Annotated in this window: 17 protein-coding genes; 7 read left to right on the top strand and 10 right to left on the bottom strand. The window is 57.8% G+C overall.

Annotated elements, in window-relative coordinates; genetic code table 11:
- Positions 1–177 precede the first annotated feature (177 nt).
- Positions 178–1,014: an aldo/keto reductase gene (locus tag HMPREF2942_RS03305; RefSeq protein WP_070688372.1), complete on the top strand. Its 837-nt coding sequence runs from the start codon at positions 178–180 to the stop codon at positions 1,012–1,014.
- A gap of 164 nt (positions 1,015–1,178) precedes the next feature.
- Here the strand turns inward: HMPREF2942_RS03305 and HMPREF2942_RS03310 are convergent, their stop codons facing one another.
- Complete coding sequence (locus tag HMPREF2942_RS03310; protein ID WP_210399418.1) at positions 1,179–3,731, bottom strand: helix-hairpin-helix domain-containing protein; 2,553 nt, start codon at positions 3,729–3,731, stop codon at positions 1,179–1,181.
- A gap of 412 nt (positions 3,732–4,143) precedes the next feature.
- On the opposite strand from HMPREF2942_RS03310, the gene HMPREF2942_RS03315 reads away from it, so the two are divergent.
- Positions 4,144–5,724: a dehydrogenase gene (locus HMPREF2942_RS03315; RefSeq protein ID WP_070688373.1), complete on the top strand. Its 1,581-nt coding sequence runs from the start codon at positions 4,144–4,146 to the stop codon at positions 5,722–5,724.
- Positions 5,725–5,904: 180 nt separating this feature from the next.
- On the opposite strand, the gene HMPREF2942_RS03320 is transcribed toward HMPREF2942_RS03315, so the two are convergent.
- Positions 5,905–7,380 carry an amino acid permease gene (locus HMPREF2942_RS03320; protein WP_070688374.1) on the bottom strand — a complete coding sequence of 492 codons (1,476 nt, stop codon included), beginning with the start codon at positions 7,378–7,380 and terminating at the stop codon, positions 5,905–5,907.
- A gap of 460 nt (positions 7,381–7,840) precedes the next feature.
- Positions 7,841–9,322, bottom strand: a complete 1,482-nt coding sequence (locus tag HMPREF2942_RS03325; protein ID WP_070688375.1) for an amino acid permease — start codon at positions 9,320–9,322, stop codon at positions 7,841–7,843.
- 490 nt (positions 9,323–9,812) lie between these two features.
- Between HMPREF2942_RS03325 and trmB the strand changes: the two genes are divergently transcribed.
- Entirely contained in the window at positions 9,813–10,619 is an 807-nt protein-coding gene (gene trmB, locus HMPREF2942_RS03330; RefSeq protein WP_070688376.1) for a tRNA (guanosine(46)-N7)-methyltransferase TrmB, read from the top strand.
- Positions 10,620–10,753: 134 nt separating this feature from the next.
- On the opposite strand, the gene HMPREF2942_RS09345 is transcribed toward trmB, so the two are convergent.
- The 3 genes from HMPREF2942_RS09345 to tnpA form a co-directional block, all read right to left on the bottom strand.
- Positions 10,754–11,737 carry a hypothetical protein gene (locus HMPREF2942_RS09345; RefSeq protein WP_141749087.1) on the bottom strand — a complete coding sequence of 328 codons (984 nt, stop codon included), beginning with the start codon at positions 11,735–11,737 and terminating at the stop codon, positions 10,754–10,756.
- A 2-nt stretch (positions 11,738–11,739) separates the two neighbouring features.
- Complete coding sequence (locus HMPREF2942_RS03340; protein ID WP_141755587.1) at positions 11,740–12,459, bottom strand: Pycsar system effector family protein; 720 nt, start codon at positions 12,457–12,459, stop codon at positions 11,740–11,742.
- A gap of 235 nt (positions 12,460–12,694) precedes the next feature.
- The gene (gene tnpA, locus HMPREF2942_RS09245; protein ID WP_239663332.1) at positions 12,695–13,129 is read right to left on the bottom strand and encodes an IS200/IS605 family transposase; all 435 of its coding nucleotides are present in this window, start codon (positions 13,127–13,129) and stop codon (positions 12,695–12,697) included.
- 26 nt (positions 13,130–13,155) lie between these two features.
- Here tnpA and HMPREF2942_RS03345 point away from each other — a divergent pair, with 26 nt between their 5' ends.
- Positions 13,156–14,394: an RNA-guided endonuclease InsQ/TnpB family protein gene (locus HMPREF2942_RS03345; RefSeq protein WP_049346853.1), complete on the top strand. Its 1,239-nt coding sequence runs from the start codon at positions 13,156–13,158 to the stop codon at positions 14,392–14,394.
- Positions 14,395–14,557: 163 nt separating this feature from the next.
- On the opposite strand, the gene HMPREF2942_RS03350 is transcribed toward HMPREF2942_RS03345, so the two are convergent.
- From HMPREF2942_RS03350 to dnaK, 4 genes are all read right to left on the bottom strand, one after another.
- The gene (locus HMPREF2942_RS03350) at positions 14,558–15,064 is read right to left on the bottom strand and encodes a heat shock protein transcriptional repressor HspR (protein ID WP_070688378.1); all 507 of its coding nucleotides are present in this window, start codon (positions 15,062–15,064) and stop codon (positions 14,558–14,560) included.
- Between the two features lie 3 nt (positions 15,065–15,067).
- A complete protein-coding gene (locus HMPREF2942_RS03355; RefSeq protein ID WP_070688379.1) occupies positions 15,068–16,060 on the bottom strand; it encodes a DnaJ domain-containing protein in 993 nt (330 codons plus the stop codon).
- Positions 16,061–16,345: 285 nt separating this feature from the next.
- Positions 16,346–16,924, bottom strand: a complete 579-nt coding sequence (locus HMPREF2942_RS03360) for a nucleotide exchange factor GrpE (protein ID WP_070688380.1) — start codon at positions 16,922–16,924, stop codon at positions 16,346–16,348.
- Between the two features lie 2 nt (positions 16,925–16,926).
- Positions 16,927–18,759 (bottom strand): molecular chaperone DnaK, encoded by a 1,833-nt coding sequence (dnaK, locus tag HMPREF2942_RS03365; protein ID WP_070688381.1) that lies wholly within the window; start codon positions 18,757–18,759, stop codon positions 16,927–16,929.
- Between the two features lie 774 nt (positions 18,760–19,533).
- Between dnaK and HMPREF2942_RS03370 the strand changes: the two genes are divergently transcribed.
- From HMPREF2942_RS03370 to HMPREF2942_RS03380, 3 genes are all read left to right on the top strand, one after another.
- Positions 19,534–21,240 carry a pentapeptide repeat-containing protein gene (locus HMPREF2942_RS03370; protein ID WP_070688382.1) on the top strand — a complete coding sequence of 569 codons (1,707 nt, stop codon included), beginning with the start codon at positions 19,534–19,536 and terminating at the stop codon, positions 21,238–21,240.
- Between the two features lie 177 nt (positions 21,241–21,417).
- Positions 21,418–23,061 (top strand): pentapeptide repeat-containing protein, encoded by a 1,644-nt coding sequence (locus HMPREF2942_RS03375; RefSeq protein WP_070688389.1) that lies wholly within the window; start codon positions 21,418–21,420, stop codon positions 23,059–23,061.
- Between the two features lie 163 nt (positions 23,062–23,224).
- The gene (locus tag HMPREF2942_RS03380; RefSeq protein ID WP_070688383.1) at positions 23,225–24,823 is read left to right on the top strand and encodes a pentapeptide repeat-containing protein; all 1,599 of its coding nucleotides are present in this window, start codon (positions 23,225–23,227) and stop codon (positions 24,821–24,823) included.
- The last annotated feature ends 57 nt before the right edge of the window (positions 24,824–24,880 follow it).

Consider the following 24,880-nt stretch of genomic DNA (forward strand, 5'->3'; position numbering starts at 1 on the left):
AGCCGTCCTCGAGTCTGAGGAGGTGTCTGGCACCCGTCATTTTTTGTCATCTGGTTACGCCTCGGGCTAGATTCACGCCCGATTCTGGCCCGGCTCTTCTCAACGGGGGCTCTGGGGCGTAGCCTTGTAGGACTGCTTACGGAGGCGCCGCCTCCCCATAGATTCCAAAGGAGCATCATGAGCTACAACGTACCCAACGTAAAGTTCAACGACGGCCGATCCATTCCGCAGCTGGGCTACGGCGTATGGCAGGTTGAGGACGAGGTCGCCGAGAAGGTCGTGGGCACCGCCCTGGAGACCGGCTACCGCCACATCGACACCGCCGCTATTTATGGCAATGAGGCGGGCGTAGGCCGCGCTATCGCTAACTCCGACGTGGCTCGTGAGGACATCTTCCTCACCACTAAGCTGTGGAACTCCGACCAGGGCTACGAGAGCGCTTTTGAGGCGTTCGAGGCGTCCCTAAAGAAGCTGGGCACCGACTACGTTGACCTGTACCTGATTCACTGGGCTAAGCCGCAGCAGGGCCTGTACCTGGATTCCTGGCGTGCGCTGATTGAGCTGCAGAAGCAGGGTAAGGTCCGTTCGATTGGTGTTTCGAACTTCCCCGAGGAGCAGCTGCGCGAGATTATCGAGGAGACCGGCGTGGTTCCGGTTATCCACCAGATTGAGCTGCACCCCTATTTCTCGCAGGAGGCGCTGCGCGCCGTTCACGCCGGGTACGGCATCGCGACTCAGGCGTGGAGCCCGCTGGGCAATGGTAGCGATCTGCTGCAGAACCCCGTACTGGCTGAGATCGCGGAGCGCCACGGCGCGACCCCCGCGCAGGTCGTGCTGGCGTGGCACCTGGCTAAGGGCACCGTGGCTATCCCGAAGTCTGTGACCCCCTCCCGCATTGAGGAGAACCTGGCGTCGGTGAACGTGAAGCTGACCGCCGAGGACATCGCGGCTGTGGATGCGCTTTCCACCCCCGAGGGTCGTATTGGCGCTGACCCGGCGAACATCGACTTCTAAGGTGCAGCTCGGGCGTAGAGCTCGAATCGAACCTACATAAAGCCCCGACAGGCACAGTTAGTGCTTGTCGGGGCTTTATGTGTGCTCTTGCGGGAGCTAAGGTTTTAGAGAATGATCATTCGCGGATTGCGCAACAGGTCAGCGAACGCTCGCGCTCTCCCCCGCTAGTTCTCGTCCTCCACCAGCAGGGAGAGGGAGATGCGGCGGCGTACCGGGTCAACCTCCACCACGCGCACCTGCACAATGTCGCCGCTGCGCACAATATCGTGCGGGTTCGCCACGTAGCCGCGGCTCATCTGCGAGATGTGCACGAGGCCGTCCTGGTGCACACCAATATCCACGAACGCGCCGAATGCCGCCACGTTCGAGACGGTACCTTCGAGCACCATGCCGGGGCGCACGTCCTCGAAGTGCGAGACGGACTCGGAGAAGCGGGCGGTGCGGAAGCTACCGCGCGGATCCAGGCCGGGGCGTCGCAGCTCGGCGAAGATGTCCTCGACCGTGTACACACCGGCGGTACCTTCGTCCGCGCTCGCCTGAGTATCGCTGTCCTGCACGTAGTCGGCGGGATTCAACCCGGCAAGCGGGTCGGTTCCGTCCGAAGTGCCCAGGGCGCCGGTAACCCAGTGGGCGCCATTGCGTGCCTGCGCGTCGGCAATAATGCGGCGCGCGAGCGGGTAAGCTTCCGGGTGCACCGCGGAGGCGTCCAGCGGCTCCTCACCGCCGCGGATGCGGATGAATCCTGCCCCCTGGCGGAAGGTTTTCGCCCCCAGTCGCGGCACGTTCAGCAGCTGCTGACGGTTCGCGAAGGGGCCGTGTTCGGTGCGGTAGGCAACGATGCGTTCGGCAGTTGCGGTGCCCACTCCCGCCACGTGCGCGAGCAGCTGCACGGAGGCGCTGTTGAGGTTCACTCCCACGGCGTTCACGCAGTCTTCGACGGTGTCGTTGAGGGCGCGGCGCAGGGCGGCGGGCGGCACGTCGTGCTGGTACTGGCCCACGCCGATGGACTGCGGGTCGATTTTGACGAGCTCGGCGAGCGGATCTTGCAGGCGGCGGGCAATGGAGACGGCGCCGCGTACGGTCACGTCGTAGTCAGGCAGCTCGGCGGCAGCGAGGGCGGAGGCGGAGTAGACGGAGGCGCCTGCCTCGGAGACGGTCACCTTCTGGGGTGCTTCTACGCCTTCCTCGCGCAGGGTGCGGATCAGTTCGCTGGCGAGCTTGTCGGTTTCGCGGCTTGCGGTGCCGTTGCCGATGGCGATGAGTTCCACGCCGTGCTCGCGGCAGGCGGCGGCGAGCTCGCGCAGTGCTTCTGCCCACTGGTTGCGCGGGGCGTGCGGGTAGACGGTGCCCACGCGCAGCGGCTCACCGGTGCCGTCGACTACGGCGTATTTCACGCCGTGGCGCAGGCCCGGGTCCAGGCCGAGGGTGGTCTTGTGTCCGGCGGGTGCGGCGAGCAGAATATCGCGCAGGTTGGAGGCGAACACCTCGGTCGCGTGCTGTGCGGCGGCGTTGAGTAGCTGGTGGCGGATGCGTTCGGCGAGGCGCGGGCGCAGGTGGCTGCGCCATGCGGTGCGCACGGTGGCGGCGAGCCAGCCGAGTACGCGGTCTTCGTCGTCGACGGTGTTAAGCACCTGCACGGGGATGCGTAGCGCGGCGGCAACTTCACGCTCGTATGCAGAACGGACGTTCTCGTAATTTTCGGCGGCGGCCTCAGCTTCGGCGCGGGCGGCACCGCGCAGGCGGCTGAGCGCCACGGGGGCGGGTGCCACATCCACCTTGAGGCGTACCACGCCGGCGTCCTTGGCGCGGTGCAGCGCCAGCACGCGGTGCGGCGGAATGGAACGAATACGGTCCGAGAAGGCGAAATAGTCGGAGAACTTCGCGCCGATGCTTTCCTGACCTGCAATCACGCGGGACTCAATCACGCCGCCTTCACGCAGGCGCTTGAGGAGCTTTTCGCTCAGCACCGGGTCGGTGAGGGCGCGGTCAACCAGGATCGCACGGGCACCGTCAAGGGCCTCTTCGGCACTGTGAATCTGCAGGGCTTCGTTCACCTCTGCAACCTCAATGCTCTCGTCCTCGTCGCCCTCGTCGTCCCCATTGTCTTCGGTGCCGTCGGTAATGTATGCGGCGGCGATGGCGTGCGCCTCGGCGAGGGGCACCTCCAGCAGGTCTTCGACGAGGGAATCAAGCCCGGCGGCACGCGCCATCTGGGCGCGGGTCACACGCTCGCTGCGGTACGGGGCGTAGATGGCGTTCACGTCTGCGATGGTGGCGGCGTTCATGAGCGAGGAACGCAACTGCAGCAGGGTGAGCGGGTCGATGAGGCCTTCGTCGGCGCGTTCGGTGAGCGCTTCGAGCACGCGGTTGCGGCGCTCTTCGAGGGCGCGGAGCTGACCCAGGCGCGACTGGATGGTGCGCAGCTGGGTGTCGGTGAGTGCACCCGTTGCTTCTTTGCGGTAGCGGGCGATGAAGGGTACGGAGTTGTCGGCGTCAAGCAGCGCCACGGCTGCGCGGATGCGGTGCGGCGCGATACCGGTTTCTACGGCGAGCGCGTTGATGAGGTGCTCGGCAGGCTGCTCAGTCTTGCCGCCGGTTTCGTGTTTTTCGCGGTGTGCGGCACTGCTGGGTTCGTTGCCGGCGGCGCTGCTGGGCGCGGGGTGTGCAGCTCGATCCGCACGCGGGCGGATGCTGCTCGGGAGGGGGTGTTCGCTCATCCTTCCAGTTTCGCATATTTCGCCGCGGCTCATGGGTTGGCCGGTAATGCTGAGAAAAGAGTCAGCGCGGGGCGTATTTTGCTCGCCTGTGCGGGTGCGGGTAAGCGTATTTTTCTATCGCATCTTCTAGTGCAGATTACGAGTCTTTACGCACATTTTGCCCTGTGGGTGCGCTAAATATTGTCATCTTTCCGTAAGAAACCGTGTTAGGGGTTCACGTATTTGAATAGTGCTTAGTTTCAGCGATAAATTTAGATAAAAGAGCATATTTTTTGAAAAAATATCTCTTATTCGTGCAGATAAGGGGTGGCCTCACACCACGCAAACGCCCTTGTCTGCGTGCACACATTCAGGGTTTCGGCGGCACGGTACGACAAGGTGCCGCCACATCCCGCAGATGAAAGAGGGACCCATGCGCGAACAAGCCGCGCTATCAAACGCTCCGGAGGGCTACTTAGATTTTCACGACGAGTACGCGGAACTCATCGCCGAACTCGCCGCGCTGGGGTTCACCCCTACCCAGGTTCTCCGCCGCCTCAACTTTCTGTACCCGCGCATCAACAAGAAGTACCTGAACTATGCGCTGAGCTCCGGCATCTGGCAGTTTGGCCCGGTCACGGCAGACGCCCCGAGCTACACGGTGCTCGCCTGCGGCCTCTGGTACGTTTTCGCGGAAGCCTACGATCTGCCTCCGGAGCCCGAGTACACGGCGCTGATTCTTGATTGCGATATTATTCACGACCTGCCGCCCGCGCTGGAGGCACGCCACTTCAACAATGAAGACATTGCACACGTTCTGGCGAAGATTGGCGCAACGCTCAAGTACCTTGCCGCACACCCCTACTCCCAGCTGGAGGAAGAAGCCTACGCGCAGACCCTCGAGGACATCCGGCAGCGAGGCGTGAAAGAAATCGGCACCGAGGGCGGTAGCCTGTACACCCTGCTCGCCTCCAGCATGGAGGGCGAATCCGCGTGGCCTGCCCCCGCACAGACGGTCAACGATTACCTCGGCGACGGCGACTGGTCCCTGGGCATGCTCCGCACCGGCATTTACCCGGCGGAGGCGCTTGAGAACGAGTGGTATATCGACGCCGCGGCGGTACCCGAGGATTTTGCACCGAAGACTCTGAGCCTCTTTTTGAGCTATTGCGCCCGCTACGACCGCGAGCCGACGGCGCTGAACTACGGCTACTGGTCTACCATTCCCACGCTCATTGAGCAGGTGCCGCCGCTGGGTGCGGTACGCGCCAAGTTCGGTTCCTGGCAGACGACTCTGCATCGCGGACGCACGCAGATTGCCCGCGAGCTGCGCCTGTGGACGAAGAACGAAGCCAACGCAGCTGCCGTGGAGGCGGGCGCCGCTGAGGAGCTTGAGCTCCTCGACGCTGAGCTGACTAATGCTGACGCTGAGCTGGCTAACGCGGAGCTCACCAAAGCAGAACTAGCAGAGTTGGATACCCCGGACGTCTCCCCTGCGGACGCTCCCGCGGAACCGGCAGAGCCCGCGCGTCTGAGCGCCCGCGAACTCACCGAGCAGGGCATCGGCGTGGTGCAGACCGCCCACACCGACCTTGCGGCGTACCACCGCACCCAGTGGGAGCAGACGGTGGAAGTCTTCGGTGAACGCCTCGCGCAGCTTGCCTGGAACCGCCGCCTGAGCACCTACTACTTCTTCGACGGAGCCTGCCTGGAAGATGCCGACCCGACCCCCGTGGTGACGGTTTTCCGCTCCCCCACCGGCTTCCTCTGCGAGCTCGAACCCACCGTCGAGGCGCTGCCCGCCTTCGACCCGGAGTTCCTGCAGGAGCACGGCTGGAGGCACCCGGTACCGGTGCATGCTCTGTGGAATCTGCACGCGCTCGACCCGCTGGAGGCAGCTGCCGCCGTCATTGAGGCGATGCGTTCTGGTTGCGGTTGTGAACGCTGGGATTTCTACCGCACCGATGACGACAACGACCCGCTTGCCGAAGAGGCTGAGGTGGCGCCCCTCTAAGCGCACTCCCCCGAGCCTCTCGGGTTCATCTCTAGAGCCTCTCGGATTCATCCCTGGAGACAGCGAAAGCCCGCGTCCCCCGCTCCCAATGAGGAGTAGGTGACGCGGGCTTTACGCATGCGCTGATAGCCGGTACCGAGATAACCGGCACCGATAGCCGGCGTGGCTTAGCGTGGGTGTTTAGCGTGCCGAGAAAATCTCGGACGCCTCCACAATCGCAATCTGCGCGGTGCGGGTCGAAATCGCCTCGTGGCGGCGGGCATCAGCACGGCGCTTGAAGACCCAGCCGATACCCAGAATCACGAACCAGACGGGCATCGCGAGCAGACCCATGAGGGTTTCCTCGTTCATGGTCAGCACACCAATGGTGAAAGCGAAGAACGCCAGCGCCAGCCACGCGGAGAAACGGCCGCCGGGCAGACGGAACTTCGACTTCTTGTGGCGCGAGGGGAACTTCTTGCGGTACATCAGGTAGCTGACCATAATCATGGCCCACGCAAAAATCACGAGCACCGCAGCCACGGTGGTGACCAGGTTGAACGCGCTAGAGATTGAGTCACCCGCGTAGAGCAGCACAATCGAGGACAGCAGCATCACGGCGGAAAGGAACAGCGCGTTACGCGGCACACCGTTCTTGGAAATCTTGCCCAGGAACTGCGGTGCACTGCGCTCGCGTGCCAGGCCGAATGCCATACGCGAGGTGGAGAAGATACCGGAGTTCGCCGAGGAGGTTGCGCTGGTAATCACCACGAAGTTGATGATGTGCGCGGCGATGCCCAGGCCCGCCAGAGTGAACATGGCGACGAAGGGACTCTTATCGGGGCTGACCAGGCGCCAGGGGGTGACCATCAGGATGACGGCGAGCGCGCCCACGTAGAAGACCATAATACGTACCGGCACGGCGTTAATTGCCTTGGGCAGGGTCTTTTCGGGGTCCTGGGTTTCTGCGGCGGTGGTACCGACGAGCTCGGAGCCCATGAACGCGAAGACGGCAATCTGGAATGCACCGAGGAAGCCAATCAGGTGGTTGGGGAACATTCCGCCGTCGTTCCAGAGGTTTGCGACGGATGCCTGCGCACCACTGGGCGAGGTGAAGCCGACGGCGATCATGCCGCCGCCAACGATAATCAGGGCGACGATGGCGACGATCTTAATCATGGAGAACCAGAATTCGATTTCGCCGAAGTTCTTCACGGAGACCAGGTTCAGGGTCAGCAGCACGCCGATGACGGCGAGCGCCGGGATCCATGCCTGCAGGTCGGGCCACCACATGTGCAGGTAGCCGACGATTGCGATGATGTCCGCGACGGCGGTGACCACCCACATGAACCAGTAGGACCAGCCGAGGAAGAAGCCCGCCATGGGGCCGACGAGGTCGGTGGTGAAGTCGGAGAAGGACTTGTACCTCAGATTGGAGAGCAGAATCTCGCCCATAGCTCGCAGCACCAGGAAGATGACGGCGCCGATGAGCATGTACACGAAAATAACTGAGGGACCCGCCATGGAGATAGCGCGGCCGGAGCCCATGAACAGGCCCGTGCCGATGGCACCGCCGATGGCGATGAGCTGGATGTGGCGGTTGCTTAGACCGCGGTGCAGTCGCTCTCCCTGTTCGGGAGCTTTAGGATTCAGGCTGACGTTGTTCTGTTCAGTCACGACGTCCTCTTTTCAGCGGTTGTACCCCGTACCGCATGTACCTCTAGTGTAACGAGAATCATTAAGATTAAGGAGGTATAGCTAGTGCATGAATATGCGGTCATTGCTTTGCGGGGTGTCCCCGGATTTCGGGGCGAGGCTGGGGCTCTACCAGCTACCGCGCGGTGCTCGAAAGTGTCACGCTATCGATTGACGCGGAGTTTTTCTGAGAGCCCTCACAGCTACTTGGATAGTTATTCTACAGGTGTTAAGTGCAAGAAAACAGGATTTACGGCAAAAATGTGACCTGTTTCTATTATTTACGTCATATCAAGCGGTGTAAAAAATGCCGCCCGGAACGTAAACAGGCAGGCACGAGGGCACGCGAAAGCCCCGCCTCCGCATCCTAAAAGAATGCAGAAACGGGGCTTACCAACAGCGCCGCAGAAACACTACATAAACGCCGCAGAAAGAACAGAAACTACTTCTGACCAGCCTTGTCAGCAGCGTTTTCAACAGCCAGCGCACGAGCACGCTTCGCCGCGTGGCGGCGGGTCAGAATCTCGTAGCCAATAGCCAGAGCGATAAACCAGATGGGGGTCAGCGCCAGGCCGATTGCGGTGTCCGGGTACAGGCTCAGGGCGTAGACCATGACGGCGAAGAAGACCAGACCAAACCAGCTCATGCCAATACCCCAGGGCATCTTGTACGCGGACGCCTCGTGGCGCTCCGGGAACTTCTTGCGGTACACCAGGTACGCAATCAGGATCATGCTCCAGGTGAAGATACCCATCATCGACGCCACCGAGGTCACCACGGTGAACGCCTCCATAATGCCGCTACCGGCATACAGCATGACCAGGCTAAACAACAGCATCACGGTGGTCAGGTACAGGGCGTTAGCAGGCACACCGTTCTTGGTGAGCTTACCCAGCGCGGAGGGTGCGGCGCCGTCGTGCGCCAGACCGTAGACCATGCGGGAGGTCGAGAAAATACCGGAGTTCGCCGAGGACGCCGCGGAGGTCAGCACCACAAAGTTCACCAGGGAGGCGGCAACAGCAATGCCCGCCAGGGAGAACATGCCCACGAAGGGGCTCATGGACTTATCCAACTTGTCCCAGGGGGTGACGGCGAGGATGGTCAGCAGCGGCAGGGCGTAGAAGAGGCCAATGCGGAAGGGTACCGCGTTAATCGCCTTGGGCAGGGTGCGTTCGGGGTGTTCGGTTTCCGCCACGGCGGTACCGACCAGCTCAGCACCCACGAAGGCAAAGAGCGCAATCTGGAAGGCACCCAGGAAGCCCGTCAGGCCCTGGGTAAAGATACCGCTACCGGAGGGGCCGGGGCGATCCCAGAGATTTGCCACAGAAGCGACGGTACCGTCGGGTGCAGTGAAGCTAAAGGCGACCATGAGCGCACCAACAATAATGAGGGCGACAATGGCGACGATTTTAATGACTGCGAACCAGAATTCGATTTCACCGAAGTTCTTCACCGAGGGCAGGTTCAGCAGCAGCAGAGCCACGATAACGGTCAGCGCCGGGATGAAGGCTGGGATTTCCGGCCACCAGTATTTGATGTAGCCGGTAATGGCAATGACGTCCGCGATACCTGTGACGACCCAGAAGAACCAGTACGACCAGCCGACGAAGAAGCCGGCGCGCAGGCCGAGGATGTCGGTGATGAAGTCGGTGAAGGACTTGTATTTGGGGTTGGAGAGCAGAATCTCGCCCATGGCGCGCAGAACAAAGTAGATGACACTACCGATAATGGCGTAGACAAAGACGATGGAGGGGCCGGTCAGGGCGATGGTCTTTGCCGAGCCGAGGAAAAGGCCGGTGCCGATGGCGCCGCCAATAGCGATCAGCTGGATGTGTCGGTAGCTTAGTCCGCGCTGAAGCTTGGAGTGCTCAGCTTCGGAGTCTAGGCCAGTGACGGAGTTGTGCTGCGTTGGCTGCTGTGTCACGTATTCCTCTTTTCTGCGTCGATTCGCCCTAAATTTCACTCGGGGGCGAGTCCGGGTGGTTGGTATTCGTGCATAATCCTGAACGGCGCGCCAAGAGGCGGTTCCCGCGCTTCCCGAGCCGGCGCGGTGCGCTTGGGCTTGTGGGCTCCGATTTCGCGGGGCTTCCGACTTCTTGCATCGCCGATAAAAGGTTATGCAGAGAATGCATAATTTCAAATTTTACCCCCTCATACCCACACAAGTACAAGGAATACAACATCACCAGATTTTTGAGACGGGACGAGCCTGTGGCACCTCTCAACCCCCACCCGAAACACGCCCCGCACCACCCCTGAGCCGCCGCACTTTTGTCTGCGTACTGAATTTCTGTGTTTCTCAGCCCGGCATACTCCCGACTGGTTCAGTTTCACGCCCGGCTAGTTCAGCGTCATGCCAGCCCCACACGCCGCGAAACCGCACGGTGTAGCGGCGCTACGCTATTCTTTTAGGTATGTCTACTGAGAACACGCAGCCTAGCCAGGCACCCGAATCCACCGAAGAAAAGGCCAAGAAGCCGGTTCCCGAGGAATTCTTCCGCCAGCCCTACTCCTTCGTCCGCCGCGGCGACCGCCTCACCGCGCGCCGCCAGAAGGCGTGGGACACCTACTCCCCCACCCACGTGCTGGACATCCCGCGCCTGCGCACCGACACCTCCGTCGCACCCGAGGCAACCTTCGACCCGGTCAAGATTTACGGCCGCGAGGCATACCAGGTCGTCGAGATCGGTTCCGGTCTGGGCGAGGCGATTGTGCACCGCGCAGCTGAGGTTCCCGAGGCGAACTTCCTCGCCGTTGAGGTGTACACCCCCGGCATTGCGGACCTGCTGCTGAAGATGGGCAACGCCGGCGTGGAGAACGTGCGTGTGGCTCAGGCGAACGCGCCCGAGCTGCTCGACAACATGCTCGAGGAGAACTCCGTGGACGAGCTGTGGGTGTTCTTCCCGGACCCCTGGCACAAGTCCCGCCACCACAAGCGCCGCCTGGTGTCCCCGGCGTTCGCTGATAAGGTTGCGCGCGTGCTCAAGCCCGGCGGCATTTGGCGTCTGGCGACCGACTGGGAGGAGTACGCCCTGGTCATGCGTGATGTTCTGGAGGCGCACCCCGACTTTGAGAACGTGAACCCCGGCACCGGTGCGACCGAGGAGGATCCGCAGGGTGGTTGGGCTCCGCGTTGGGAGGGCCGCACCCTCACCAGTTTTGAGCGTAAGGCTCAGGAGGCGGGCCGCCGCGCGCACGACCTGACTTACCGCCGCAAGTAAGCAGGGATGCGTCAGCGTTAGTTGGCGCAGCTGAGCGCGGGTCAGCGCGAATATACGTTAAGGAGGTGAGGCTCCCCGGTCGTTCGGGGGGCCTCACCTCCTTGTTCATATACGGATTCTTCTATAGCTAAACCCTATGATTCATCAGCCGACGCATGTTTCAAAGCCTTCTCGTAGATAAATCGGTAGGAGTCATTTCTAGATTTTTCAAACTCTTCCAGCTTCTTTATTTCTTTCGAAATATTAATCTGCATGGGTGCACCAGTAAGTTCTTCAAGAATCGAGAAATTTCCTATAGGGACATAATACAGAGGGTACTCAACAAGACCAGTTTCTTTAATGGTGCACCCTTTTAGCTCACGTTCTCCCATAGAATATATACTAAATGGACTTATCTTATTTTTTTCAAGACCCACCATTACAAGATAAGCCAAATAGGGCGATAGAATCATTCGATGTGCCTCAGATTGCTCTGCAACCCTAAATCCAAGATCAACATCAGCTCCGATAAAATCTATAAAATAGTCTTTTTGAATCTCTCGGAGATTAATTCTACAATCACTGAAGGATTTTAGGTCAGCGAAACTTCCAATACCCAAACTTCCTACCTGATTTTTTAAATCCTCCTTACCTTTTAGATTGTTATTCCAATCCTTAGGCATAAGATTCCAGCGATAATCCCAGGGGTTCCCTTGCGAATGAAGAAGAAAAGCGTAGCTACGCAGTTTTAGGGTGTATGACGAACCAGGAATCTGACTGGGAGAAACTGATTCAAGAGATGCAATAAATTGCTGCAATGCCTCTCCAATAGCTACCGGTTCAGGCCTGCCGTCGTCTCCAATAGGTATGGTTCGGAGATACACCAGCTCATCGCCCCTGACTCTCCATAAGAACCACCCTGTATCGACGCCAGATTCAACCTGATGATTCGACTCCCTCAGACCTTTATCGAAGCTTTCCATAAAGGTTGATATTACGCCGACACCAGAAATAGGATACTTAATTTTTAAAGCAGTTGATTCACTAATATCAACACCACATACCAATATAGCGTGAAATCCACCCCCAGCCCTTCCAGAATCGATGGACCTATTATCTACATAATCAGCACTAATCAAGCCTACTTCACTTTCTTTTTATATGACATCCAAAGACCAATAATTACAAGAACACTAATTACAAGAGCAATAACCAGAGCAGAACATACCGGCCATTCATAGAAAATTGTAGAAATCCATGGGATAAATCCAGTCGCTGACAGCACCAAGAAGAGCGAACTTAAAAATACTGAGGTCTGAAGTTTCTGGACATTTTTAAATTTAGTATTTGCAATATTTGCAAGCTTCACTAGTTGACCACTGAGATATTCATCCCTTTTATCGAATGAAACATTTTTCAAAATATATCTTTGGTTACTATTTTCGTATGACCCATAAAAAAATACGTTTCCTTCAGCTCCTCCAACTTCTCTATTAGGAAACTGAAGAAATCCAATCCCGAAAGAGGTAATCACACTAACAACAAATGAAACTACCCAAAAATACGTCCATAAATTCCAAAAGCTATTATTTTTATCCATAGCAGGGATGAGTGAGCCATAAGCCGCTACGATAAAGCCCTGGACGGCCAACAGCATCTGGATTCTTACGTCAGCATTTTTAATCCAATCGGAGAAGTACTGAACAAGTCTCCATCTCTCCTCATAACTCACGCCCTGCTCAACCGGAGCTGGTGCTTGGGCCTCAGCCGGTGCCCGATTATTATCAGTTGCTGCATCGCCAGACCCTGCCTGATTCTCAGTAACTTTCTGCTCTTTGATAGCTACTGGCTTCCACTGCATAAAGGTGTTCCAGACGAACAAATTTTTCACTCTGCCAACCCCTCTTCCATCTCAATACCCCGAACTTGTTAGTCCAACTATGCTATCTCCAACTATATAACCAAGCAGGTGAGGCTCCCCGTTCGTTCGGGGAGCCTCACCTCCTTGTGTGTGGGTCCAAGTGCATGCGGGGCGGGGGTCTACCCTCCCTCGCTTCGTATGACGCTAAGACGCACAAGTCTATATAAGTAGCTGACTAGCCTAGACAAGCTAGAACAGCCGGGCTGTTTATCCCAGTGTAGCCGGTTAGCGCGGCTTGCGATAGAGCACCACTAGCAGAGCCTGCGTAATACGAGCGTGACCACAGATGCCCATCCAACAGGTAAGGGGCAATCTCATCCGCGTAATCTCGCCGTAAGATACGCGAGGAAACACCTTTGAGGGAATTGACCAACTTGGAAACAGCAACTGTTGCAGGGTATCCCACCAGCAAGTAAACGTGATTGGCCCCTCCGCTGAACTCTTCCAAGGTTGCGCCGAAGTTTTTACATACGTCCCGCATGATGTTTTCACAGGTTTTCAACATGTCATCTGTGAAGACATATCGACGGTATTTAGTTACAAACACCAACTGGACATGAAGATCCCAGATAGCTTGTCTTCCAGTGCGAATGTCTGCATTATCTGCCATGACACCAAGTATATAATGGAGATGTTATGTTGAAGCGTTACCGATACCGCGCATACCCAAAACCGGGCCAGGTCGAACCTATTGCCCGACTCTTTGGATGCGTGCGCGTAACCTACAACGACGCTTTAGCCCACGCACTAGAGACCTACCGGCTCACCGGCACTAAACCTTCAGCCGCTGAACTGTCCGCACGCCTGACTGCGTTAAAGAAAACCGAGGAACGATTCTGGCTGAGTGAGGTCTCCTCCGTACCCCTACAACAAGCCTTACGTGACTTGGATAAAGCCTATAAGGCTTTTTTTGCTACTGTCACTGGCCAGCGCAAAGGTAAACGCGGCGCTCATGCACCGCGCTTTAAAAAGCGCAGTCACCGCCAGTCAGCAAGGTTTACGAAGAACTCCGGGTTTATAGTGCATGAAACAACTCATCGAGTCGGTTTTGTGCGCTTGGCCAAAATTGGAAATGTGCGGTTCGTGCTGTCACGCCCTCTACCTGCTGAGCCATCCTCAGTCACACTCATTCGTGAGCCGGATGGGAAGTACTATGTCTCATTTGTTGTGGATGTGCCTGCTGAAAATATTCAGATACCGGAGCCTTCTGCATACGCTGTCGGTGTTGACCTAGGCCTGAATCGCCTGGCCGTAGCTGTCAATTCTGAGGGTGAACGGGTGTTCTTTGAGAACCCCCGCCCTTTAAAGAAGGCAGCGGCACGTCTTGCTACGCTTCAACGTCAGCTCTCCCGTAAAAAGCGCGGTAGCAACCGCTACGAAAAGCAACGCATCCGCCTAGCCAAAGCTCACGCCAAGGTACGCAATACAAGGAGCCATTACGCGCATCAGGTAGCAAACAAGGTGGTGGACGAGAACCAAGTCATCGCCCTGGAGAACCTGAATGTGGCTGGTCTGTCGCGTACCCGTTTAGGTAAGTCGGTATTGGATGCCTCATGGGGTTTATTACGCCGTCTGATAGAAGAGAAGGCTGATGAACGTCATCGCATGGTGGTCTTTGCTGACCGGTTTGCCCCCACGTCGCAGCTGTGTTCTGTGTGTGGTGAGCCGGGCGGTAGAAAGCCGCTGAATATCCGTGAATGGGCGTGTACCAAGTGTGGTATGCGCTTAGATCGAGATGCTAATGCGTGTGTGAATATTATGCTCGCCGCAGGACTTGCGGAGAGTTTAAACGAACAGAAGAGGGACGTAAGACGCCTGCTTGCGGGTGCTGTTGCTGTTGACGCTGTTAACCCACCGAGAGCCGCATACCTGTAGGGTATGCGGCTGGCAGGAGTCCTCTTTGTTCGCAAGGAGGAGGAAGTCAACCTCCCTCTCGCGGCGTATACACAAAGACGCACAAGCCTATATGGGTGGCCGACAAGCGCAAATGAGCTAGAACAGCCGAACCGTTTATCCCAGTGTAGCGGGTTTAGCCGGTTTAGCGCTGTGGCTTCGTATCATCCGCCGTAGCCGGCTGGTGACGCTGACGGTACAGCACCACAGCCGAGGAACGCTGACGAGGCGCCGGGCGGGTACCACGGGCAATATGCACCACGTCACCACTGGTACCGGCAGCGAACACGCGCTCCGCCAAGCCCAGCTTCACCTTCGCATCCTCAACCTGACGCTGCAACGCCGCAATCTGCTCCTGCTGCTCCTCCACGAGGGACTCCAGCTCAATAATGCGGCGAATACCCTCCAGGGAGACGCCCTCCTGCGAGAGCTGCTGAATCTGCTGCAGACGGTTAACGTCACGCTGCGAATAGCGGCGCGCCTTACCGGGCGCACGCGAAGGCTGGACCAGGCCGATGCGGTCGTACTGGCGCAGGGTCTGCGGGTGCATGCCCGCCAGCTCAGCCGCCACAGAAATCACGAAAACCGGCCGGTCCACGCTGTGCAACGGCTTGCCGCTACGGGACTTAGATGATGATTCTCGAGATGCCATGGTTTACTTCGCCTTCTTCAACAGATCCTTACGCGGGTTCTCCTGCGGTGCCAGTTTTACGAACTTATCGAATGCTTCCTGCGCCTCTGCGCTCAGCTCGGTGGGCAGTACAATCTCGGGGATGACCAGCAGGTCGCCGTCGCCGCCCTTAGCCTTGAAGCCGCGGCCCTTAGCGCGCAGTCGGCGGCCGACCTGGCCGGGTGCCAGGCGCAACTTCACGGTGGATGCATCGGGCAGGGGCACCTCAATCACTGCGCCGTCGACGGCCTCGGCGAGGGTGACGGGCGCGCGCATAATCAGGTTGTTGCCCTCGCGCGAGTACACGGAGTCATCGGAGACGCGCACGGTGACCTTCAGGTCGCCACCGCGCAGGCCCTTGCCGCGCAGGCGGACCTTCTGACCGTCCTTAATGCCTGCGGGGATGCGTGCCTCGGTGTGGGAGCCGTCCGGCAGGAACACGGTCACGGTTGCGCCGGTGTATGCCTGGGCGAGGCTGACGCGGGTGCTAGTGGTGCTTTCTTCGGGGGCTGCGTGCTGTGCGCCGCCGAAACCGCCGCCACCCATGCCGCCGAAGTCGGCGCTGGTGAAGCCTGCGGAGCGTCGGGAACCGCCGGCGCTACCGCCGAAGAGGCCGCCGAGCAGGTCGTCAATGTTGATGCCTGCGCCGCCGTTGCTGAAGCCGCCGAATGCGTCCGCGCCGGGGTAGCCGGTGTAGCTGCCACCGCCGAAGCCGCCACCTCCGAATCCGCCCATGCCAGATGCGCCGTAGCGGCGGATCTGGTCGTACTCTTCGCGCTGCTTCTTATCGGAGAGCACGTCGTATGCTTCCGAGATTTCCTTGAACTTCTTCTCTGCTGCGGCGTCGCCGGGGTTCAGGTCCGGGTGGTACTTGCGGGAGAGCTTGCGGTACGCCTTCTTGATGTCGCTTTCGCTTGCGTCTTCGCTGACACCCAGTGCCTTATAAAAGTCGTCGGTCAGCCAGTTTTCACTTGCCATGTTGTGTTTCTCCTTCTGCGGTGATGCGCCGCCCTCCTCGGTTACGGGACGGCTTGCAGGGGCACCGCGTGCTTGTCTTAATGCTCTATATAAAAGTTTAGTCTACTTGACTCAATTTTGAAAGGGCTGGGCCCAAAAAATAGCACCCCTACAAGCCTCTTGACCGCCGCAACAGCTCGCCACAGCCCGGATAAATAACCCTGGCAAACAACAGGGCGGGCACTCCCCCACCAGGGAGAGCACCCGCCCGTCGTTAGTTATTCAGCCAATGCTTAGCCGATCACCTTACGGTGCGACAGCCACAGCCACCTGAGCGGTACGAACCACACGGTCGTTCACGCGGTAGCCGTAACGCAGAACCATGGAGACATGATCCTCAGCCACCTCGTCGGTGGGCTGCTGCAGTACAGCTTCGTGGATGTTCGGGTCGAAGGCGTCGCCTACTTCACCGAAGCGCTCCACGCCCTGCTTGCCGAGCAGCTCTTCGAGCTTGGTAGCGATGGAGGCGAAGGGGCCGTCCTGCAGGTCGCCGTGCTTGCGTGCGGCGTCAATATCATCGAGCACCGGCAGCAGTGCGGTCACCAGTTCACTGGTTACGAAGCCTCGCAACTGCTCCTTTTCGCGAGCGGTGCGGTTCTTGAAGTTAGTGAACTCTGCCTGCAGGCGAAGCAGGGAGTCCAGGCGCTCCGCGGCGAGTGCCGCATCCGCAGATTCTGCTTCTACGGCGTCCTGGAGCTCAGCCTCGACGGCTTCCGCAGCTTCCTCGGGGCTTTCGACCGATTCAGCTTCGGGGTGGCCTTCCGCTGCGGGGGCGTTGAATGCCTCCTCCAGCGGGTCGGGGGTGGTGTTTTCCTGCTCAGCCATGATTACTTCTTCTCGTCTTCGTCGATAACCTCGGCGTCGACAACGTCCTCATCAGCGGCGGGCTTGGACTCGGATGCCTCAGCCTGTGCTGCTGCGTAGAGTGCCTCGCCCAGCTTGGACTGGGATGCCTGCAGCTTCTCGAATGCGGACTTCACTGCTGCGTCGTCGTCGCCCTCGAGTGCCTTCTTCAGCTCGTCGACATCGCCCTGGACCTCGGTCTTGACGTTCTCGGGCAGCTTGTCGCCGTTCTCCTTCAGGAGCTTCTCGACGGAGTATGCGACGGACTCGGCTGCGTTGCGGGTGTCAGCAGCCTCGCGGCGTGCCTTGTCCTGCTCAGCGTGTGCCTCTGCGTCCTTGACCATGCGGTCGATGTCATCCTTGGAGAGGGAGGTGCCGCCGGTGATGGTCATGGACTGCTCAACACCGGTGCCCTTGTCCTTTGCGGAGACGTGGACGATGCCGTTTGCGTCGATGTCGAAGGTAACCTCAATCTGGGGTACGCCACGGGGTGCGGGGGCGATGCCGGTCAGCTCGAAGGTACCCAGGTTCTTGTTGTCGCGAGTGAACTCACGCTCACCCTGGAAGACCTGAATGGTCACGGAGGGCTGGTTGTCCTCTGCGGTGGTGAAGGTCTCTGAACGCTTGGTCGGGATTGCGGTGTTGCGCTCGATCAGCTTGGTCATCACACCGCCCTTGGTCTCGATACCGAGGGAGAGGGGGGTGACGTCAATCAGCAGAACGTCCTTACGGTCGCCCTTCAGCACGCCTGCCTGCAGTGCTGCACCCATTGCCACGACCTCGTCGGGGTTCACGCCCTTGTTGGGCTCGCGGCCGGTGAGCTCCTTGACGAGCTCAGCAACAGCGGGCATACGGGTGGAGCCACCGACCAGGATGACCTCAGAAATCTCGGAGATGGACACGCCAGCTTCCTTGATTACGTCGAGCACGGGCTTCTTGGTGCGCTCGAGCAGGTCGCGGGTCAGTTCCTCGAACTTTGCGCGGGTCAGCTTCTCATCCAGGTGGATGGGGCCCTCGGGGGTCACGGACAGGTACTGCAGGGAGATGTTGGTGCTAGAAGCGCTGGACAGCTCCTTCTTAGCCTGCTCAGCTGCTTCCTGCAGACGCTGCAGAGCAATCTTGTCCTTGGACAGGTCAGCACCGGTGTTTGCCTTCACCTGTGCGAGCAGCCACTCGACGACGCGGTGGTCCCAGTCGTCACCACCGAGGCGGTTGTCACCGCTGGTTGCGCGAACCTGAATGGTGGAGAAGCCGTCGTCGTCCTTGCCGACTTCCAGCAGGGAGACGTCGAAGGTACCGCCACCGAGGTCGAAGACCAGGATGAGCTCGTCTTCCTTACCCTTGTCCAGGCCGTATGCGAGTGCTGCGGCGGTGGGCTCGTTGACGATACGCAGGACATTCAGGCCTGCAATCTCGCCGGCTTCCTTGGTTGCCTGACGCTCAGCGTCGTTGAAGTATGCCGGGACGGTGATGACGGCGTCGGTGACCTTGTCGTTCAGGAATGCCTCTGCGTCGCCCTTCAGCTTCATGAGGATACGAGCGGAGATTTCCTGCGGGGTGTACTTCTTGCCGTCGATCTCGGTGGTCCAGTCAGTGCCCATGTGGCGCTTGACGGAGGAGATGGTGCGGTCGACGTTGGTCACTGCCTGACGCTTTGCAACGCTACCGACCAGAACCTCGCCGTCCTTGGAGAATGCGACGACGGAGGGGGTGGTGCGGGTGCCCTCTGCGTTAGCGATGACGACCGGGTCGCCACCTTCCAGTGCTGCTACGACCGAGTTGGTGGTACCGAGGTCAATACCTACTGCACGTGCCATATGTTTATTCACTCCTTAGGTGTTAGTGCCCCGCTTCTTCTAATGCGAGGCGGGATAGTTTGAAAGTTTTGGAGGCGGTCGGTGCTGTGCGTGCCGCCCCGTGTGGGGTGGTCTGCGCGGCTTCCTTGAGCCTCATGTACTCAAGTATGCATCCTCTCGGAGGGGCTGTCAATAGAGTTGAGCGAACTTTACTCAACTTTTTTTCGCGGAGGTGTGTGAGGGGCAGATTTTTTGGGGGTTCTGCCGGGGTGTTTTTGCAGGTGATTTTGAGGCGGCGGCGAGGCGCGAATGGGCGGTTTTGCCGCGAAATTCCGCGGTTTTTGGGTGGCGCTAGGGTGTGGCGAGGCGATTCAGCGCACGGCGGACATGGGCGGGCTAACTGGGCGAAAAATTTTTTAAAAAAATTAAAAAAAGGGGCGAAAAACCTAAAAATGAGGGTGTGAGAGGTGCCGGAAGGTGGTCTGAGGGCACCTTATATAGGGTGTGCGAGGCGATTTTTAGGCGCGATTTTTAGGCCTGGAGGCTAGGCCTCTAGCAGCGTTGTTAGGGGTGCGCTTCGTGTAGGCGCCTCAACTACGAACGCCCGTCTGAGATCTTAGAGGTTCACTCCTCTTATATATAGAGGATCTGCTTATGAGCTCCATCGCTCATCTTATAGAGGCATCTCCGCTTGTCCGACTCGTAATCCCCTAACCTTCACCTATGGCTTGAGACTACCCGCCTGCCGTATGCTGGTTACGACCATATCCTCTCAACGTAGACAGGAGAACCCATATGCCCAAAATGGACAAAAAACAGGCTCAACAAAACTGCACACCTTCCCACTCTTCAGTAACAAATATTCAACGCACCCTATATATAATCCTTGCCACTCTAAGTCTATTCTTTACAATTATCTCCGTCATACATTTCCTCATAAACGATAAAACCACCCAAACAATCATTCAGATATTAGCATATATATTGGGAATAGCTATCGGCATAATTCTTTTCTTAATTGCACATAATCAAAGCAAAACAAATCATTCAAGTGGAATAATAATGATAATATTTCTCTATTTCACGATTCCCGCATACCTAATAGGAATAGCCTATTTTTCCAAGATTCCCATGGATGCAGGGGCGGCATTAGGATATCTAATCCCGTTAGTATATGCATTTTATGAAAAATTAAGTAAAAGCAAAGAAAATGATATTCAAGAAAATACTTCACCACCCTCTTCTGCGTTTGTTCAAAAAAAATTCCCTACATCTATTCAGAACAATTCCCCCATATCCATTCAAAATAATAACAATTCCCCCATATCCATTCAGAATAATATTAATACCATTCATAATGTAACAAATGTTATTGATGAGCAATCTGAGCGAGAGAGAATCACTAACAACGCTTACAAAATGCTAAACTCAAAGGATTTAACATCTCGAATCTCCGCAGTAAAAACACTGGCAAACATGGCTGATTCTTGGCTGGAAGATAGCCCAAACTGTAAAAAGGATGAGAAAAAATGTCAGGACATCATCGATATTCTTTGCGTTTATATTCGTTCACCCTTCCCTCTTGCAGAAAAAATAGAAGAATACGAAGCCCACAAAGAACTAGAAAAGCTTCAGAAAACAGAGTCCGAGAAGCTCAGCGAAGAAGAGTATTCACGGCTCCAGATTCTACTTAAGCGTTTCGAAAATTCTGATGAATACGAAAAGCCTAAAGACATCACCACAGACTATGCAAAGTTCCACGAAGAACAGGACGTACGTCGCACTATCTTCGTTGAGATGAGCAAGCGTAGTAGCGCCCTAACCAAGGACGAGAATAACAACATATTCAAGGCCAAACCAGGAAAGTGGAGTCACTTTCAATTCGATTTCAGTCGAGCACCCATTTTCTATCCTCTCAATAACCTCAAGATTGAAAAGGGAAATTTCTCTTCTGCTAAGTTTTACAGTGACGCAAGCTTCAGCTGGGCGGCCTTCACTCAAACCGCAGACTTCAAGTCGGCAACTTTTGCCCAAAAAGCGGACTTCAAGTTTGCGGTCTTCGTCCAAATCGCAGACTTCAAGTCGGCAACTTTTGCCCAAAAAGCGGACTTCATGGGAGCGATATTCACCCAAGGTGCAATCTTCAGCTGGGCGACCTTCACTCAAACCGCAGACTTCATGAGAGCGACTTTCACTCAAACCGCAAAGTTCAAGTCGGCAATTTTCACTCAAACCGCGAACTTTCGCAGTGCGACCTTCAGCAGCGACGTGAACTTCAGCTGGGTGACTTTCAAGAGATTTGAGCCGACTTTCACTACAAAATTGAGGAAAGCCCAGTTCTCCATACAAACGGCTCAAAAGGACTACAAATTCTCAGTCCATCCCGATAGTAAGCCTATTCGACTTGGCAAAGCTGAGCTTGACGGAATAAAACGTCAAATCCCTGTGGGAGCTGTGCTCTTTGACCCCGATTCAGGCCGTATAAGTGACCCAGCAAAGTAAATAGAAGAGTCTGATAGCCAGGAAGAACCCCCCTCCAAGTAAGGCTCATTAGAAGAAGCCTCGTCTGCACCTCTCGTGCAGGCGGGGCTTCTCTTTTACCCAGCGCGAGCGCGCCAGGGTGGGGCTCTCCCCTATGCTGGTTATAAGCTAGCACCGGAGCAGGAAGGGCACACCGTCATGAACCTCAACAAACTCCTCACTGCGCTACGGCAACGCAAAAACACCCCGGCACGCAACCTACCGGCTGGGCGGCGTGAGCGCTACACGCACGCACTCGAACAATTCCTCGACGGGCAGCCTGCGGTACGCCTCGGCGGGGCGTACACGCTCGTGAACCTCGCAGATGAATGGCTCACCGACGATTCCCTCCCCGAGCAGGTGCGCCGCGAAGAAGCCCAAGCCATCATCGACGCGCTAACCGGGTGCATCCGCACGTCCTACCCCCTCGCACAGAAGCGGCAGGTCCTAGAATCAGACGAGGCCCCCGAAGAGTACGAAGGCGACTTTGCCCACGATCAGGAGGCACTACGCGAAGAGCTGCTAGTGCGCCGCACAGTCTTCGTGGAGTTCAGCCGCCGCCTCGCCGCCGCCGCCGAGAGCAACAAAGAAGGCAACGGAGAAAGCCAGCACACGGTGCCGCTAATATCGCCCACATGGGCTGATTTGCGCTTCGATTTTGGCGGAGCACCCATCTTCTACCCGCTACAGCAGCTGTACTTTCAGAACGCCAACTTCGCCTCCGCAACCTTCTACGGCCCGGCGGATTTCTTCAGCGCAACCTTCCACGGTGACACCAGCTTCTCCGCGGCACAGTTCACCGCTGACGCGTCCTTCCAGGGCGCGAACTTCAACGACTGGGTGGGGTTCAGCGCCGCACACTTCGCAGGCGCGGCAGAGTTCAGCGGGGCGCGTTTTGCGGACGTGGCAAGCTTCGCAACCGTAGCCTTCACCGGCGAGGTCGACTTCTCAGATGCGGTCTTCTCTGCTGTGGCTGACTTCGCGGTATCCGCTTTCAAATCCGATGCCAACTTCTCACGTTTGAACACCGCAGGCGTAGCCAGCTTCGCGGCGGTCACCTTTGACGGAAAGGCAGTATTCACCGCCTCCACGTTCCACGATGAAGCGCACTTCGCCGCGTCGGTCTTCAACCGCCCGGCGGTGTTCTCCAAGTCGCTGTTCGGCGGGACCGCGCGCTTTGCCGGTATAGCCACCAAACAGTCCGCAATGTTCAGCAAGGTACGCTTTGCAAGCGCGGCGGACTTTAGCGGGGCGTCCTTCACGCAGTACGAGGATTTTGGTGGGGCGCGGTTCGACGGCGACGCCACGTTCAGCCGGGCGTCTTTTATTGCGCTTCCAAGGACGCGCTATGAGATGGACTTCCCGCAGCACGCGAACTTCGGTAACGCGACCTTCGCGCAGGATGCCGACTTTAGTAAGGCGACGTTCACGGCGCATGTCGGCTTCTACAAGGCGACGTTCGCGCGGGAGGTGAGCTTCAACGGGGCGAGCTTTGAGGGCGCCTACTTCGCGGATGCGACGTTCGGTCAAAAGGCGGATGTCAGGCAGACTAGCTTCGCGTACGTTGAGCCGTCCTTTGAGGCTTTGGAGAGGCGGCTGCAGAGGGCACGGTTCTCTGCGCAGGCGGATCCGCAGGATTACCTGTTCGAGGCGCGCCCGGAGAGCCCTCACGGTTTCAGCTATGGCGAGGCAGAGCTTCTTAACAGAACGTTCATTCTGCCTCATGGTACGGTGCTGTACGACCCGGACTCCTGGGACGAAGAGAAGCAGGAGTACACCCGCGTTAGTGAGCCCGCACAGTAAAACCTAACTCTCCCCCGCCGTCGGGGAAGCTCCCACACACAGACCCCGCCCGTGCATCCAGCGCTGGCGGGGCTCTTGCTTTTGACCAGCAACCGCCCAAGCCCAGCAGCTTTACACTATGCTGAGTATGACCCGCCCCTTTCAACGATGACAGGAGAACCACATGCATCTGGCACCCAGCACCGCGTGGGCTTGGCTGATAGCTTGCGCAGTCGTCATTCTGCTTTTCCCGCTCGCCGCGCAGTTCGGCAACCTCAAAGGGAAGCTGTCGAGCTTCCGCACCTGGGTTTGGGCTATCGCGCTCTTGGGCATTGTCACGGCGGGTTTTATGCCTTTCACCTTTGATACTGACATCGCCTATTTTGAGGTTCAGCCGTTCATTTTCTTCATCACCGGCACCCTGCTAGGTGTTCTCTTTCTTGGGGAGTTCCACCGCATGAACACCCAGAAAAAGCTGAAACACCCCCAGCGGGTGCATGCCGAGCGCCGTACCCGTTACAGCAAGGCAGTTGAGCAGCTGGCGTATCCGAACCCTGCAGTCCGTGCGAGTGCCATCAGCACACTTGCGGGTCTGGTGGATGAGTGGCTCGCTGACGAGCAGCTCAGCGTTGAGGCGCGGCAGAAGGAAGGGCAGGTCATCGTCAATGCCCTCTGCGCTTATGTGCGTTCGCCGTTCGCGCGGGCATTCAAGGCAGAAGCTTTTGAATCCGATACGCCGCCCGCTAACTATGCGGGTGATTTCGCTACGGATCTGGCGGCTTTTCGTGGTGAGCAGGATGTTCGCCGCAGCATCTTCGTTGAGATGAGTAAGCGCAGCAGCACCCTTGCTGAAAATGAGAAGGGCGAGGTGGTTGTTGTCCTCGGCGCGTGGAGCGGCTTTGAGTTCGATTTCAGCCGGGCTGTCGTCTTCTACCCTCTCGACGGTCTGACTATTGAGAACGCCGATTTCTCTGCGGCGAGGTTCTGCAACGGTTCAGATTTCAGCGGGGTAGCTTTTGTGGGCGACGCGAACTTTACCCGGGCGGTCTTTAACCAGGACATGCGTTTTAGCGACGTAACTTTCATGGGTACGGCTGACTTTAGTAACGCACGCTTTGCTGGTGATGCGTTCTTCCGCTGGGTGGCATTCAATGCTAATGCTGACTTCCGCGAGGCTTCTTTTGGAGGGCACACTGACTTCCGCGACACTACGTTTGCGGCGGATGCGGGCTTTAGCGGTGCTTCCTTTGAAGGGAACGCTGGGTTCTTTAGGTCGTCTTTTGGCGGTAATGCAAGCTTCTTCAGGACGGATTTTGCGGGAGTTGCGGAGTTCCGTGAGGCCGTCTTTGAGGGGCATGCCGGGTTTAACGCGGCAACCTTCTACGGTGATGCGCACTTTAGCCGGGCTACATTTGAGGGGCTCGCTGGGTTCCGTGATGCGACATTTGAGGCAGGTACAGATTTCGCGGGGGCGTGCTTTATGGGCGTTGCAGATTTTTGCGATGTGTCTTTCATGAAGAGCTCGCCGGTCTTCGCGGCTGAAGATGCTGAGTCGAGTGAGGTGTACCGGGCTCGGTTCGCTGCGTCGCCTACCGGTTCGGAGTCTGCCGGTCAGGAGGCGCATAACTTCGCGGTGTACGAGGGCAGCCAGCCAATTCCGCTGGGTACCGCCAGACTGAACGGCGTGGACTACCGCATCCCGGTCGGTACGGTGCTCTTCGACCCGGCGTCCTGGGATGAACGGCAGAAGGAATACACGCGTATGAGTGAGCCCGCGCAGTAATATCCAGAAGCCCCGCCACCTAATTGAACTGCGCCCCGAAACTTGGACGCTATAAAT

The organism is Rothia sp. HMSC071C12 (assembly GCF_001813895.1).
In the GTDB taxonomy this organism is placed as follows: domain Bacteria; phylum Actinomycetota; class Actinomycetes; order Actinomycetales; family Micrococcaceae; genus Rothia; species Rothia mucilaginosa.